Annotated in this window: 14 protein-coding genes; all 14 read left to right on the top strand. The window is 59.7% G+C overall.

The annotated features are described in order from the left end of the window. The first annotated feature begins 165 nt into the window (after positions 1-165). The 14 genes from DXT77_RS19605 to fliG all read left to right on the top strand — a co-directional run bounded on the left by DXT77_RS19605 (position 166) and on the right by fliG (position 14277). Complete coding sequence (locus DXT77_RS19605) at positions 166-1092, top strand: ketoacyl-ACP synthase III (RefSeq protein ID WP_085710450.1); 927 nt, start codon at positions 166-168, stop codon at positions 1090-1092. Between the two features lie 86 nt (positions 1093-1178). Continuing rightward, positions 1179-2471, top strand: coding sequence for a motility associated factor glycosyltransferase family protein (locus DXT77_RS19600; protein ID WP_119428828.1), 1293 nt, complete (start codon positions 1179-1181; stop codon positions 2469-2471). Next, the gene (locus tag DXT77_RS19595; protein ID WP_119428827.1) at positions 2468-2734 is read left to right on the top strand and encodes a hypothetical protein; all 267 of its coding nucleotides are present in this window, start codon (positions 2468-2470) and stop codon (positions 2732-2734) included. Before DXT77_RS19600 ends, DXT77_RS19595 begins: the two co-directional genes overlap by 4 nt. Before the next feature lie 243 nt (positions 2735-2977). Then, positions 2978-3829, top strand: a complete 852-nt coding sequence (locus tag DXT77_RS19590) for a flagellin domain-containing protein (RefSeq protein ID WP_064594348.1) — start codon at positions 2978-2980, stop codon at positions 3827-3829. A gap of 71 nt (positions 3830-3900) precedes the next feature. Beyond that, positions 3901-4257: a flagellar protein FlaG gene (locus DXT77_RS19585; protein ID WP_119428826.1), complete on the top strand. Its 357-nt coding sequence runs from the start codon at positions 3901-3903 to the stop codon at positions 4255-4257. Positions 4258-4338: 81 nt separating this feature from the next. Continuing rightward, positions 4339-5802, top strand: coding sequence for a flagellar filament capping protein FliD (gene fliD, locus DXT77_RS19580; RefSeq protein ID WP_119428825.1), 1464 nt, complete (start codon positions 4339-4341; stop codon positions 5800-5802). Positions 5803-5931: 129 nt separating this feature from the next. Continuing rightward, entirely contained in the window at positions 5932-6330 is a 399-nt protein-coding gene (gene fliS / locus DXT77_RS19575; protein WP_119428824.1) for a flagellar export chaperone FliS, read from the top strand. 10 nt (positions 6331-6340) lie between these two features. Continuing rightward, entirely contained in the window at positions 6341-6637 is a 297-nt protein-coding gene (locus DXT77_RS19570) for a flagellar protein FliT (protein ID WP_085733751.1), read from the top strand. A 172-nt stretch (positions 6638-6809) separates the two neighbouring features. After that, a complete protein-coding gene (locus DXT77_RS19565; RefSeq protein ID WP_003222863.1) occupies positions 6810-8285 on the top strand; it encodes a sigma-54 dependent transcriptional regulator in 1476 nt (491 codons plus the stop codon). Positions 8286-8395: 110 nt separating this feature from the next. After that, positions 8396-9607, top strand: a complete 1212-nt coding sequence (locus tag DXT77_RS19560; protein ID WP_119428823.1) for a PAS domain-containing sensor histidine kinase — start codon at positions 8396-8398, stop codon at positions 9605-9607. A 5-nt stretch (positions 9608-9612) separates the two neighbouring features. Then, on the top strand, positions 9613-11004 hold the full coding sequence (gene fleR, locus DXT77_RS19555; RefSeq protein ID WP_119428848.1) for a sigma-54-dependent response regulator transcription factor FleR: 1392 nt from the start codon (positions 9613-9615) through the stop codon (positions 11002-11004). Positions 11005-11132: 128 nt separating this feature from the next. Continuing rightward, complete coding sequence (fliE, locus tag DXT77_RS19550) at positions 11133-11462, top strand: flagellar hook-basal body complex protein FliE (RefSeq protein WP_085710460.1); 330 nt, start codon at positions 11133-11135, stop codon at positions 11460-11462. A gap of 15 nt (positions 11463-11477) precedes the next feature. Continuing rightward, positions 11478-13265 (top strand): flagellar basal-body MS-ring/collar protein FliF, encoded by a 1788-nt coding sequence (fliF, locus tag DXT77_RS19545; protein ID WP_119428822.1) that lies wholly within the window; start codon positions 11478-11480, stop codon positions 13263-13265. After that, positions 13258-14277, top strand: coding sequence for a flagellar motor switch protein FliG (gene fliG, locus DXT77_RS19540; RefSeq protein WP_007958288.1), 1020 nt, complete (start codon positions 13258-13260; stop codon positions 14275-14277). The genes fliF and fliG overlap by 8 nt, the downstream gene beginning before the upstream one ends. Positions 14278-14279: the final 2 nt, after the last annotated feature.

Raw genomic sequence — 14279 nt, 5'->3', positions numbered from 1 at the left:
GTATTGTATTGACCGCGGAGATGGCGCCTGGCCCGTTAGCGGCTCCAGTGATAGCCCTTTGCGCTCCCCGTGGCTGCCCGTTGTGGCGGCCGTTTTCTGTTTGTCGGCGCCCCTCGAAATCCTTGCGAGCGGTGGTATTGGGCTGTTTATTATTGGGAAGCCGTAATGATTGGCATAAAAAGCATTGCGAGCTACGTTCCTGTAGCCGGCGTGGACAATTACGCACAAGGTGCAAAATTCGAGAAGGATGAAGAATTCATCCTCGGCAAGATCGGTTCGGCCTTCCTGCCACGTAAAGACGCAGAACAGGAAACTTCCGATCTGTGCGTTGAAGCGGCCAATGCGCTGTTTGCCAGCAACCCTGAGCTGAAGCGTGAATCCATCGATGCGCTGATCGTCGTCACCCAGAACGGTGATGAAGAAGGCCTGCCGCATACGGCAGCGATCGTGCAGGACAAGCTTGGCCTGCCAACCAATGTCGCCGCGTTCGACATTTCCCTGGGCTGCTCCGGTTACGTCTACGGCATCTACGCGATCAAGGGCTTCATGGAAGCCGCCGGTCTGAAGAACGGTTTGCTGATCACTGCCGACCCGTATTCGAAAATCGTCGACCCGGAAGATCGCAACACCACGATGCTGTTCGGCGACGCGGCCACCGCGACCTGGATGGGTGAAGACCCGGTCTGGGCGCTGGGCAAGGCCAAGTTCGGCACCGACGGTTCCGGTGCGCCGCACTTGAAAGTCACCGATGGCGTGTTCTTCATGAACGGTCGTCAGGTGTTCAACTTTGCATTGTTGAAAGTCCCGGCGCACTTGCATGAGTTGCTCGACGATTCCGGCCTCAACGCCGATGACATCGATGCGTTCTGCATTCACCAGGGCAGCGCGGCGATTGTCGATGCCGTGGCGCGGCGCTTCGAAGGCGAGCCGGAGAAGTTCATCAAGGACATGGTCGAGACCGGCAACACCGTGTCGTCGAGCATTCCGCTGCTGCTGGAGAAGCACGCGCTGGATTCCAGCTGGAACCGAGTGGCGCTCAGCGGTTTCGGCGTCGGTCTTTCGTGGGGTTCGGCGATTATCTATCGTCCTTGAACCCACCCAAAACGACGGATACAAAAATAGCGTTCAAGGGGTAACCTTGAACGCTATTTTTTTGCCTGAAAGGAGCGCGAGGCGCCATGAGCGAGTTTTTCCACGCCAACGCCAACGTCATCGAGCGACGCTGGCCGGCGCTGTTCGCGCGATTGCTGAACGAAGACAGTTCGGTGATCGAGGCCGGATTGACGCAGGGGCTGGGTTCGACGCTGAACATCAACGGCATTCAGCTCACCAGTCGCCACGACCGCGTCCATGAGGCCCGGATTCAGGCCGCCAGCCTGCCGGCGGACAAGTCGCGATTGCACGTCTATGGCACCGGCCTCGGAGATTTGCCGACCGTGCTGCTGGAGCGTGCCGGGCTTGAGCGCTTGTATGTGCATATCCTCAATGGCGCGCTGTTCGCACTGGTGTTGCAACTGATTGATCAGCAGCAATGGCTGGAAGATCCCCGGGTAGAGCTTCTATACGCCGGTGACCTGCCGGACATCTGCACGCCGTTCTTTGCCTTGCCGGCGGAGATGCTGCTGGCCGACGACTTCAACGCGAAGATCCGTGATCGGCTGGTCAGTGAAGTGCACCTGAGCTTCAACAATCGTGAGTTCGATCCGCAGTCGCCCTTCATTCAACAACGCCTGCAGGACTGCCTGCCGGTGTTGCTCGCTGACGATGACGTGGCGCATTTGTTCGGCACCTGCGTCGGTCGGGAGATCTACGTGATCGGCACCGGGCCGACCCTTGAGCAGCATTTCGAGCGACTGGCCGCCATTCGCGAGCGAGACGAGCGCCCGCTGTTCATTTGCGTCGATACCGCTTACCGGCCGCTGCGTGAGCACGGAATCGTGCCCGACTATGTGGTGAGTATCGATCAGCGCATCAGCTTCCGGCATTTGCCCTATGAAGAGTCCGACGGCATCCCGCTGGTGTATCTGCCCATGAGCGACCCTGAGGTACTGAGGGCCTGGAAGGGCAAGCGCTACGGCGGCTATTCGCTGAGCCCGGTCTATGCAGCATTGCGTGAGCAGCATCCAAGGGCACTGCTGCATGTGGGCGGCAGTGTGATTCACCCGGCGGTGGATCTGGCGGTGAAGATGGGCGCGGCGCGGATCACGCTGTTTGGAGCCGACTTTGCGTTTCCGATGAACAAGACCCACGCGGGCTGGAGTGATGGTGATCTGGGGCCATCGGTGAATCAGGCGCGGCACTGGGTGCGTGACGGCTTCGGTGAGCGGGTCAGTACTCAGCTCAATTTTCGCGGCTATCTGTGTGTGCTGGAGCGATACATCGCCAGTCAGCCGCACGTCGAGTTTTTCAACAGTAGCCGCGCAGGTGCGTTGATTGCCGGGACGCGTTTCAATCAGGAGTTCGTGCAATGAGTGCGCTGCAAGGCTGTGTCGACGAATGCCGGCGCTGTGCAGGCCTGTTTCGCCTGGGGCGTGATGTTGAAGCGGCGCTGGACATGGTGGATGTGTTCGAAGGTGCACAGCTTCTGCTGGTGTCCGCTCCGCCGGATGTCCAGCAGTCGTGGGCGCAAGTACTCACGCAAATGCTCGAATGTCAGGAGCGCCAGGACTGGCTCGGGCTCGCCGATTTCATGGAGTACGAATTGATCGGGTTGCTGGAAAAATCTGCGGTTTGAAGAAAGCCGACAGCACTGGCCCGCAGGTTTGCGCCACGGACGGTTTTATGGCGTCATTTTTTCGGGGGTGAAGTGCTGCTAAGTCTTTGTTTTCGCGGGGGTGGCAGGGTGATGGCAAAAATTTTCAAAAAAGCCCTCAAGCAACCTGCAAACCCGACGATAACTATTACGAAGGTTCTCTAGGCCATACCCGGCGGTTGCCAGGGCCGGAAGCCGCAGTACCCAACCAACGAGGAATTCGTCATGGCTTTAACAGTAAACACCAACACCACGTCGTTGAACGTTCAGAAAAACCTGAACCGCGCCTCCGACGCTCTGTCGACTTCGATGCAGCGCCTGTCTTCCGGCCTGAAAATCAACAGCGCTAAAGACGACGCCGCTGGCCTGCAGATCGCTACCCGCATGTCCTCGCAGATCCGTGGTAACACCCAGGCTATCCAGAACGCCAACGACGGTATCTCCGTTGCCCAGACCGCTGAAGGCGCTCTGCAAGCTTCGACCGACATCCTGCAGCGTATGCGTGAACTGGCTGTTAAAGCTCGTAACGGTACCAACGGCACTGCTGACCAGACCGCAACCAACGCTGAATTCGCTCAGATGTCTGACGAAATCACCCGTATCTCGGCTGCTACCAACCTGAACGGCAAAAACCTGCTGGACGGTTCGGCTGGTACTGTAACTCTGCAAGTTGGCGCCAACACTGGCTCCGCCAACCACATCGACCTGGTACTGAGCGGCAAGTTCGACGCCGTCAGCCTGTCGGTAGGTAGCGGTACTGTTGTTCTGACCGGTGCTACTTCGGCTGCCGCCGCTTCGAACATCGACAACGCGATCACCGCGATCGACGCTGCAATTGCGAACATCAACGCCACTCGCGCCGCTCTGGGTGCTTCGCAAAACCGTCTGACCAGCACCATCCAGAACTTGCAGAACATCACCGAGAACACCACTGCTGCACAAGGTCGCGTACAAGATACCGACTTCGCCGCAGAGACTGCTAACCTGACCAAGCAGCAAACCCTGCAACAGGCTTCGACCTCTGTTCTGGCTCAAGCCAACCAACTGCCTTCCGCTGTACTGAAGCTGCTTCAGTAATTTCGGAATGAGTTTGGCGGGGGAGTGCGCTTGCGTGCTCTCTCGCTTTTTCACGTTAAGAGGTGATGAGCATGGACATGAGCGTAAAGCTTAACGTGACTTATCCGGCTCCCAAACCAGCCAATACTGTCACTGACAAGCCGTCGGAAACGAAGCCGCAGGCTGCTGATGCCGTTGCTGCCGTGAAAGACAGTCAGGAAACGGATGAAAGCAAATTGAAGTTGGCGGTGCAGGAGATCGAGAAGTTCGTGCAGTCGATCAAGCGCAATCTGGAGTTCTCTATTGATGAGCATTCCGGGAAAGTCATCGTCAAAGTGATTGCAAGCGAGACGGGCGAAGTCGTACGGCAGATCCCCTCCGCAGAAGCGCTGAAGCTGGCAGACAGCCTCGCCAACGCGAGCCACGTGTTGTTCGACGCCAAAGTCTGATAGCTGGCATGAATCGTGTTTGAAGTTCTTTAGGCGCCTGCACGGGTCAAAAGACTGGCAACAACCCCAAGGGAGATGCACATGGCAAGTCCAATTTTACCGGGTACGGGCCTGGGTTCCGGCCTGGACATCGGTGCGATCGTTACTGCGCTGGTCAACGCGGACAAGTCGCCGAAGCAGACGCAGATCGATAACGCTACCAAAACCAACACGCTGAAGATTTCCGGTATCGGTACGCTGAAGAGCGCGCTGACCGCATTCCAGACAGCGATGACCAACCTGGGCAGCAAGACCAACCCTGCCTTTGCCGGTTACACGGCGACTTCGGGTACTCCTGCCGTGCTGGGCGTCTCTGCCGATAACACTGCAGTGTCGGGTACTTACAGTGTCGTTGTGAACAAGCTGGCCACCGGCTCGAAAGTCGCCAGTGCATCCTTTGCCGGCGGTGCTGCCAGTGCCATTCCGAGTGGTACCCTGAAAATCAGTCAGAATGGCACTGATTACAATGTCACGATCCCGGCCAATGCCACTTTGCAGAGCACTCGGGATGCGATCAACTCGGCTCAGGCCGTCAACGGTATTTCCGCCAACATCGTGACTGACAGCTCGGGTGCTTCGCGCCTGGTGATCAGTTCGAGCAAGACGGGCGCTGGTTCCGACCTGACGGTCAGCGGCATTGCCGGTCTGGAAATCGACGGCACCCAAACGATGGGGGCCAACCCGGCTGCCGGTGCTTCCGGTGCGGTCAACGGCCTCGCACAGGATGCGTCGTTGACCATCGACGGCCTGGCGGTGACCAGCAAGAGCAACACGGTTACCGGTGCTATCAGCGGTCTGACAATGAACCTGGTAACGGCCAGTCCGGGTACTCCGCCGACACCTGTCACGGTGACTGTCGACGGTAACACCAAAGGTTTGCAGGCGTCGGTTCAGGCGTTCGTCGATGCCTACAACACCTTGAAAAGCACCATCGACACCTTGTCCAAGGCGACCCCGGACGAAGATGGCAAGCTGACCGTTCAGGCGGCGTTCACCGGTGACTCCCTGGCGCGTTCATTGGTTGCCGATATCCGCGGGCAATTGACGGCCCCGAGTGCCACGGCAGGCAGTCCGATGGCCTATCTGTCGCAGTTGGGCGTCATGACTGACCGCAATACCGGTAACCTGACGTTCGACACGGCTGCGTTCAACAAGGCCATGTCCACGCCGGGCATGACCGGCAAAGTCCAGGACATGTTCACCGGCACCAACGACACCAATGGTCTGTTGACCCGCATGAGCAAGGCGGTCGATCCTTACCTGAAGGCTTCGCCCGATGGCAAGACCACGACCGGTCTGCTGGATCAGCGTCTGACCATCCTGAACAACAACACCAAAAACATCACCAGTCAGCAACTGGCGCTGGATCTGCGGGTCGCCAACCTGACCAAGACGTTGACTGCCAAGTACAACGCCATGGACTTGCTGGTAGGGCAGATGAAGGCCACGGCGAGCAACATTACTTCGTTCTTCAGCTCGCTGAACGCTCAGCAATCTGCGAAGTAACATGCAAGCGCGACAAAAACCCGGCTACGCTTTCGAGCGTGTGCCGGGTTTTTGTCTTATGGTCTAAAGTTTTTCGACTCGCAGGCGATACACTGTTCATACGAGTCATTGTGGCAAATGAGGTAGAACATGAATCCGATGTTAGCCCTTCGGCAATACCAGAAAGTTGGCGCCCACGCTCAGACGTCCGAAGCGAGCCCTCACCGTCTGGTACAAATGCTGATGGAAGGTGGCCTGGACCGCATCGCTCAGGCCAAGGGTGCGATCGAGCGCAAGGATATTCCAGCCAAGTGCACGTCGATCAGCAAGGCCATTGGTATCGTCAGCGGCCTGCGTGAAGGTCTGGATCTGGAAAAGTCCGCGGACATGCTGGCTGATCTTGATGGCCTTTATATCTACATGATGAAGCGTCTTGCCGAGGCGAACATCAGCAGCGACCCGCGCATTCTGGACGAGGTCGCCGGCTTGCTGAGCACGGTAAAGGAAGGCTGGGACGCCATCGCGCCTGCGCCCGCTCCTCAGTTCTAAGGAGATCACCATGAGTCTTGTATTGCAGCGAATCGAAGAAACCCGAGAGGCGTTGGTCGGTGCACTGGCCGAGCGCAACTGGGAGGCCATCGGTCAACTGGATCTCGATTGCCGTTCCTGCATGGAAGATGTCTTGAGTGAGGCTTCGCTGGATGAAGTGGCGCTGCGTGACAATCTTGAGGAGTTGCTGCATGTCTACAAGCAGCTTCTTGAGGTCGCCATGGGTGAGCGTCAGGCGATAGTCGACGAGATGTCGCAGATCACCCAAGCGCAGAACGCGGCAAAGGTTTACCATCTGTTTGGTTAATTAACCCTCAGTTAATCCAGACATGTGCGCCATAAATTTGACTGTGCACGGTTTTTTGACTTAACTAGTGGCTGTTTTCAGATTTCAGGCGTCTACAGGCACGAAGTGTCCTGCAAGCGTCTCGCTTGCCCCTCGTTTCGGGCATTGAGTTGACTAGGGAAGTTGCTATTGCATGTGGCGTGAAACCAAAATTCTGCTGATCGATGACGATAGCGTCCGCCGCCGCGACCTGGCGGTGATTTTAAATTTTCTTGGCGAAGAAAATTTACCCTGCGGAAGCCATGACTGGCAGCAGGCAGTCGGCTCTTTGTCGTCTAGTCGTGAGGTCATTTGCGTGCTGATCGGGACGGTCAATGCTCCTGGTGCGCTTTTGGGCCTGTTAAAGACACTCTCAACCTGGGATGAGTTCCTTCCGGTTTTGCTGATGGGCGATAATTCTTCGGTGGACTTGCCCGAAGACCAGCGCCGCCGGGTGCTTTCGACTCTCGAAATGCCGCCGAGCTACAGCAAATTGCTGGACTCCCTGCACCGTGCCCAGGTCTATCGCGAAATGTACGACCAGGCCCGCGAGCGCGGTCGTCATCGCGAACCCAATCTGTTCCGCAGCCTCGTCGGCACCAGCCGGGCGATCCAGCATGTGCGCCAGATGATGCAGCAGGTGGCCGACACCGACGCCAGCGTGCTGATCCTCGGCGAGTCCGGCACCGGCAAGGAAGTGGTTGCGCGTAACCTGCATTACCATTCCAAGCGTCGTGATGCGCCGTTTGTGCCGGTCAACTGCGGGGCGATCCCGGCAGAGCTGCTGGAAAGCGAACTGTTCGGCCACGAGAAGGGCGCCTTCACCGGCGCGATCACCAGCCGTGCCGGCCGCTTCGAGCTGGCCAATGGCGGTACGCTGTTCCTCGACGAAATTGGCGACATGCCGCTGCCGATGCAGGTCAAGCTGCTGCGCGTGCTGCAGGAGCGCACCTTCGAGCGCGTGGGCAGCAACAAGACCCAAAGCGTCGACGTGCGGATCATCGCCGCGACCCACAAGAATCTCGAAAGCATGATCGAGATCGGCACCTTCCGCGAAGACCTCTACTATCGCCTGAACGTGTTCCCGATCGAGATGGCGCCGCTGCGTGAGCGCGTCGAAGACATTCCGCTGCTGATGAACGAACTGATTTCGCGGATGGAGCACGAGAAGCGCGGTTCGATCCGTTTCAACTCCGCCGCGATCATGTCCCTGTGCCGCCACGGCTGGCCGGGCAACGTCCGCGAACTGGCCAACCTGGTGGAGCGCATGGCGATCATGCACCCGTACGGGGTGATCGGCGTGGTCGAACTGCCGAAAAAATTCCGCTACGTCGACGACGAAGACGAGCAAATGGTCGACAGCCTGCGCAGCGATCTGGAAGAGCGCGTGGCAATCAACGGCCACACACCGGACTTCACCGCCAACGCCATGCTGCCGCCGGAAGGTCTGGACCTGAAGGACTACCTCGGTGGTCTGGAGCAGGGCCTGATCCAGCAGGCGCTGGATGACGCCAACGGCATCGTGGCCCGTGCCGCTGAACGTCTGCGTATCCGTCGCACCACGCTGGTGGAGAAGATGCGCAAGTACGGCATGAGCCGGCGTGAAGGTGATGAACAGGCGGATGATTGACGCCTGTTTTTCAACTCCTTCATTTATAAGCAGTTTTTTTTAGGCACGGGTATTGCTACATCCCTCGCAACGTTCCGTTTAACTGACGGTCAGCCAAGCGAGAGAGCACAATGCCCCAAGCCTCCCAGATGTCTTCTGTTCCCGAGTCCTCGGGGCAACTGCCGTCCGTAGAGCAGGCCAGTCGGCAGGGTCTTGAGCAGGCGTTCGCGCTGTTCAACCAGATGTCGAGTCAATTGACCGACTCCTACAGCATGCTTGAGGCGCGGGTCACCGAGCTCAAGGGTGAGCTGGCCGTGGTCAGCGCCCAGCGCATGCAGGAGCTGGCGGAAAAAGAACGTCTGGCCAACCGTCTGCAAAATCTCCTTGATCTGTTGCCCGGTGGCGTCATCGTCATCGATGGTCACGGCATCGTGTGCGAGGCCAATCCGGCCGCCATCGATCTGCTGGGCCTGCCGCTGGAAGGCGAGCTGTGGCGCCATGTCATTGCCCGTTGCTTCGCGCCCCGTGAAGACGACGGTCATGAAATCTCCCTGAGAAACGGCCGACGCCTGTCGATTGCCACCCGTTCGCTGGACGCCGAGCCGGGGCAACTGGTGCTGCTCAATGACCTGACTGAAACCCGTCACTTGCAGGATCAACTGGCGCGTCACGAGCGCCTGTCGTCGTTGGGGCGCATGGTCGCCTCGCTCGCTCATCAGATTCGTACGCCGCTTTCCGCCGCGCTGCTGTATGCCAGTCATTTGACCGAGCAGGCGCTGCCGGTCGCCACCCAGCAGCGGTTTGCCGGGCGCCTCAAGGAGCGTCTGCATGAGCTGGAGCATCAGGTGCGCGACATGCTGGTATTCGCTCGCGGTGAATTGCCGCTGACCGACCGCATCACGCCCAATGCCCTGATGCAGTCGTTGCAGGCCGCCGCGCTGACCCATGTGCAGGATCTGCCAATTCGCTGGCAGTGCGACAGCCATGCAGGCGAGCTGCTGTGCAATCGTGACACGCTGGTCGGGGCAATCCTCAATCTGATTGAAAACGCGATTCAGGCCGGTGGCGGTGATGTGCGTCTGAAAGTGCATTGCTACACCCGCGACAACACCCTGCGCCTGTGCGTCAGTGACAACGGCGGCGGCATCGAGCCGGCGGTGCTGGCGCGGCTCGGCGAGCCGTTTTTCACCACCAAGGTCACCGGCACCGGCCTGGGCCTGACCGTGGTCAAGGCCGTGGCCCGTGCGCATCAGGGAGAATTGCAGCTGCGCTCGCGGGTCGGGCGCGGCACGTGCGCGCAGGTCGTCCTGCCGATGTTTTCCGCTGTACAGGGAGCTGAGTGAAGGTCATGGGCATCAAGGTTCTGCTGGTCGAGGATGACCGTTCATTGCGCGAGGCGTTGGCCGATACGCTGCTGCTGGCCGGTCACGACTATCACGCCGTGGGTTCTGCCGAGGAGGCGCTGAAAGCCGTGGAGTGCGAGGCGTTCAGCCTGGTGGTCAGCGACGTCAACATGCCGGGCATGGACGGTCACCAGTTGCTCGGCCTGCTGCGTACGCGCCAGCCGCAATTGCCGGTGCTGCTGATGACGGCTCACGGCGCTGTCGAGCGTGCGGTCGATGCCATGCGTCAGGGCGCGGCAGATTATCTGGTCAAGCCATTCGAGCCCAAGGCGCTGCTGGACCTGGTTGCGCGCCATGCCCTGGGCAACCTCGGCACAGCTGACGCAGAAGGGCCGGTTGCCGTCGAGCCGGCCAGTGCGCAGTTGCTGGATCTGGCGGCGCGGGTCGCCCGCAGCGATTCCACCGTACTGATTTCCGGCGAGTCCGGCACCGGCAAGGAGGTGCTGGCCCGCTACATTCACCAGCAATCCCATCGCGCCAGTCAGCCGTTCATTGCGATCAACTGCGCAGCGATCCCGGACAACATGCTTGAAGCGACATTGTTCGGTCACGAGAAAGGTTCGTTCACCGGCGCCATCGCGGCGCAGGCCGGCAAGTTCGAGCAGGCCGACGGCGGCACCATTCTGCTCGACGAGATTTCCGAAATGCCCCTGGGCCTGCAGGCCAAGTTGCTGCGCGTGCTGCAGGAGCGTGAAGTGGAGCGGGTCGGCGCACGCAAGCCGATCACCCTCGACATTCGTGTCGTCGCCACCACCAACCGTGATCTGGCGGGCGAAGTGGCGGCGGGGCGGTTCCGTGAAGACCTCTACTATCGCCTGTCGGTGTTTCCGCTGGCCTGGCGTCCGCTGCGTGAGCGCACCGCCGATATCCTGCCGCTGGCGGAGCGTTTGCTGGCCAAACACGTCAATAAAATGAAGCATGCGATGGCGAAGTTCTCGCCCGAGGCGCAGGCGTGCCTGATCGGTTATCCATGGCCGGGCAATGTGCGCGAGCTCGACAACGCGGTGCAACGGGCGTTGATTCTGCAGCAGGGCGGGTTGATCCAGCCGCAGGATTTCTGTCTCTCCGGGCCTGCGCTTTTCGCGCCATTGCCGGTGACAGTGCCGGCAGCGGCGGTCATTCGTGAGGTCGAGATCGAAGCGGATTCGGCCGGCGCGCTGGGCGATGACCTGCGTCGTCGCGAGTTCCAGATGATCATCGACACCCTGCGCACCGAACGCGGTCGACGCAAGGAAGCTGCCGAAAAACTCGGTATCAGCCCCCGTACATTGCGCTACAAACTGGCGCAGATGCGCGATGCCGGGATGGACGTCGAAGGGTATCTGTTCGCCACGTAAGCGGTGGCGCAAACGTTTGAAAACGCATTTCTCGAAGCGGTGCCCGTGAGCTGGCACCGTTGTTGCTAACACCTGAGTACCCGCCGAGTGAGTGTCAAAAAAATGCGGGCCGCCCAAGAGAGTAGACCATGAGCCAAGGTATTGAATTTAATCGGTTGATGATGGACATGAAGGCCATGCAAATGGACGCCATGTCGAAGCCGAAATCGACTGCAGCCGTCCCTGAAGTGGCGGGCAGCAGCTTTTCCGACATGCTCGGTCAGGCCATCAACAAAGTGAACGATACCCAACAGGCCTCGAGCCAATTGGCCAACGCGTTCGAAATCGGCAAGAGCGGCGTCGATTTGACGGACGTGATGATTTCCTCGCAGAAGGCCAGCGTGTCGTTCCAGGCTCTGACCCAGGTGCGCAACAAACTGGTTCAGGCTTATCAAGACATCATGCAGATGCCGGTTTAAGGACGAGATTGAGTCATGGCAGAAGCAGTCGCCGATAACGTTCCGGCCAAGGCCACCCCGATAGACGGCAAACCGCCGCTGTTCGGCCTGTCCTTCCTGGAAAACCTCTCCGAGATGACCATGCTGCGTCAGGTGGGCCTGTTGGTCGGCCTGGCTGCGAGCGTGGCGATTGGCTTTGCCGTGGTGCTGTGGTCGCAGCAGCCGGACTACCGGCCTCTATACGGCAGCCTTGCCGGTATGGACGCCAAACAGGTCATGGATACCCTGGCCTCCGCCGACATTCCTTACACCGTCGAGCCAAACTCTGGCGCCTTGCTGGTCAAGGCCGATGACCTGTCCCGTGCGCGACTGAAACTTGCCGCTGCTGGTGTCACTCCCAGCGACGGCAATATCGGTTTCGAGATTCTCGACAAGGAACAGGGTCTGGGCACCAGCCAGTTCATGGAAGCGACCCGTTACCGTCGCGGCCTCGAAGGCGAACTGGCCCGCACCATCTCCGCCCTGAACAACGTCAAGGGCGCACGCGTTCACCTGGCGATCCCGAAAAGTTCGGTGTTCGTGCGTGACGAACGCAAGCCAAGCGCTTCGGTACTGGTCGAGTTGTACTCCGGTCGTTCGCTGGAGCCTGGCCAGGTCGTTGCCATCATCAACCTGGTGGCCACTTCCGTTCCCGAGCTGAGCAAATCGCAGATCACCGTCGTCGATCAGAAGGGCAACCTGCTGTCGGATCAGGCTGAAAACGCCGAAATGACCATGGCCGGCAAGCAATTCGATTACAGCCGCCGCATGGAAAGCATGCTGACCCAGCGTGTGCACAATATCCTGCAACCGGTACTGGGTAACGATCGCTACAAGGCTGAAGTGTCGGCCGACATCGATTTCAGTGCTGTCGAATCCACCGCCGAGCAGTTCAACCCGGATCAGCCGGCGCTGCGCAGCGAGCAGTCGGTCAACGAACAGCGTACCGCCAGCAATGGCCCGCAAGGCGTACCGGGTGCCCTGAGCAACCAGCCGCCATCGCCAGCCTCGGCGCCACAAACCACCGGCGGCGCAGCAACTTCGACGAGCATGGTGCAACCTGGCCAGCCACTGGTTGATGCCAACGGTCAGCAGATCATGGACCCGGCCACCGGCCAGCCGATGCTAGCGCCGTACCCGGCGGACAAGCGTCAACAATCCACCAAGAACTTCGAACTCGACCGCTCCATCAGCCACACCAAACAGCAGCAGGGTCGCCTGAATCGCCTGTCGGTGTCGGTGGTGGTGGACGATCAGGTCAAGATCAACCCGGCCAACGGCGAAACCACTCGTGCGCCGTGGAGCGCCGATGAATTGGCGCGCTTCACTCGCCTGGTGCAGGACGCCGTCGGTTTCGACGCCAGCCGTGGCGACAGCGTCAGCGTGATCAACATGCCGTTCTCCGCCGAGCGCGGCGAAGTGATTGCCGATATTCCGTTCTACTCCCAGCCATGGTTCTGGGACATCGTCAAACAAGTGCTGGGTGTGTTGTTCATCCTGGTGCTGGTGTTCGGCGTGCTGCGTCCGGTGCTCAACAACATCACCGGTGGCGGCAAAGGCAAGGAACTGGCCGGTCTGGGCGGTGACGTGGAACTGGGTGGCATGGGCGGTCTGGATGGTGAACTGTCCAACGATCGCGTCAGCCTCGGCGGCCCGACCAGCATCCTGCTGCCGAGCCCGAGCGAAGGCTATGACGCTCAGTTGAACGCAATCAAGAGTCTGGTGGCAGAAGACCCGGGTCGTGTGGCTCAGGTCGTGAAAGAGTGGATTAACGCAGATGAGTGATAACCGAGCCGCCGTCGCCAAACTGTCCCGGGTCGATAAAGCCGCGATTCTGCTGCTGTCCCTGGGTTCGACCGATGCTGCACAAGTGCTGCGCCACATGGGCCCGAAAGAGGTTCAGCGAGTCGGCGTGGCCATGGCCCAGATGGGCAACGTCCACCGCGAGCAGGTCGAGCAGGTCATGAGCGAGTTCGTCGACATCGTCGGCGACCAGACCAGCCTGGGCGTCGGCTCCGACGACTACGTGCGCAAAATGCTCACCCAGGCCCTGGGTGAAGACAAGGCCAACGGCCTGATCGACCGCATCCTGCTGGGTGGCAACACCAGCGGCCTCGACAGCCTGAAATGGATGGAGCCACGCGCCGTAGCCGACGTGATCCGCTACGAGCACCCGCAGATTCAGGCGATCGTGGTTGCTTACCTCGATCCGGACCAGGCCGGTGAAGTGCTGGGCAACTTCGACCACAAGGTGCGTCTGGACATCATCCTGCGCGTCTCGTCGTTGAACACCGTGCAGCCGGCCGCACTGAAAGAATTGAACCAGATCCTCGAGAAGCAGTTCTCCGGCAACTCGAACGCCTCGCGCACCACCCTGGGTGGCATCAAGCGGGCGGCGGACATCATGAACTTCCTCGACAGCTCGATCGAAGGCCAGCTCATGGACTCGATCCGCGAAGTCGACGAAGACCTGTCCGGTCAGATCGAAGACCTCATGTTCGTGTTCAACAACCTGGCCGATGTCGACGACCGCGGTATCCAGGCGCTGTTGCGCGAAGTGTCTTCCGATGTGCTGGTGCTGGCCCTCAAGGGTTCGGACGAAGGCGTCAAGGAAAAGATCTTCAAGAACATGTCCAAACGTGCTGCCGAACTGCTGCGCGACGATCTCGAGGCCAAGGGCCCGGTGCGCGTCAGCGACGTGGAAACCGCGCAGAAGGAAATCCTCACCATCGCCCGCCGTATGGCCGAAGCCGGAGAAATCGTGCTCGGTGGCAAGGGCGGCGAGGAAATGATCTAACA

Source organism: Pseudomonas sp. 91RF (genome assembly GCF_003576265.1).
Lineage (GTDB): Bacteria > Pseudomonadota > Gammaproteobacteria > Pseudomonadales > Pseudomonadaceae > Aquipseudomonas > Aquipseudomonas kribbensis.
The sequence above is the reverse complement of the archived record's forward strand: the minus strand, read 5'-3'. Positions and strand labels throughout refer to the sequence as shown.

What these genes read in the sequence shown, in the direction of transcription:
- DXT77_RS19590 (WP_064594348.1), top strand. Translation starts at nt 2,978, where the DNA reads ATGGCTTTAACAGTAAACACCAACACCACGTCGTTGAACGTTCAGAAA.
- fliF (WP_119428822.1), top strand. Translation starts at nt 11,478, where the DNA reads ATGGCAGAAGCAGTCGCCGATAACGTTCCGGCCAAGGCCACCCCGATA.
- fliG (WP_007958288.1), top strand. Translation starts at nt 13,258, where the DNA reads ATGAGTGATAACCGAGCCGCCGTCGCCAAACTGTCCCGGGTCGATAAA.
- fliS (WP_119428824.1), top strand. Translation starts at nt 5,932, where the DNA reads ATGAATCCGATGTTAGCCCTTCGGCAATACCAGAAAGTTGGCGCCCAC.
- fleR (WP_119428848.1), top strand. Translation starts at nt 9,613, where the DNA reads ATGGGCATCAAGGTTCTGCTGGTCGAGGATGACCGTTCATTGCGCGAG.
- fliD (WP_119428825.1), top strand. Translation starts at nt 4,339, where the DNA reads ATGGCAAGTCCAATTTTACCGGGTACGGGCCTGGGTTCCGGCCTGGAC.
- DXT77_RS19585 (WP_119428826.1), top strand. Translation starts at nt 3,901, where the DNA reads ATGGACATGAGCGTAAAGCTTAACGTGACTTATCCGGCTCCCAAACCA.
- DXT77_RS19595 (WP_119428827.1), top strand. Translation starts at nt 2,468, where the DNA reads ATGAGTGCGCTGCAAGGCTGTGTCGACGAATGCCGGCGCTGTGCAGGC.
- DXT77_RS19605 (WP_085710450.1), top strand. Translation starts at nt 166, where the DNA reads ATGATTGGCATAAAAAGCATTGCGAGCTACGTTCCTGTAGCCGGCGTG.
- fliE (WP_085710460.1), top strand. Translation starts at nt 11,133, where the DNA reads ATGAGCCAAGGTATTGAATTTAATCGGTTGATGATGGACATGAAGGCC.
- DXT77_RS19570 (WP_085733751.1), top strand. Translation starts at nt 6,341, where the DNA reads ATGAGTCTTGTATTGCAGCGAATCGAAGAAACCCGAGAGGCGTTGGTC.
- DXT77_RS19560 (WP_119428823.1), top strand. Translation starts at nt 8,396, where the DNA reads ATGCCCCAAGCCTCCCAGATGTCTTCTGTTCCCGAGTCCTCGGGGCAA.
- DXT77_RS19565 (WP_003222863.1), top strand. Translation starts at nt 6,810, where the DNA reads ATGTGGCGTGAAACCAAAATTCTGCTGATCGATGACGATAGCGTCCGC.
- DXT77_RS19600 (WP_119428828.1), top strand. Translation starts at nt 1,179, where the DNA reads ATGAGCGAGTTTTTCCACGCCAACGCCAACGTCATCGAGCGACGCTGG.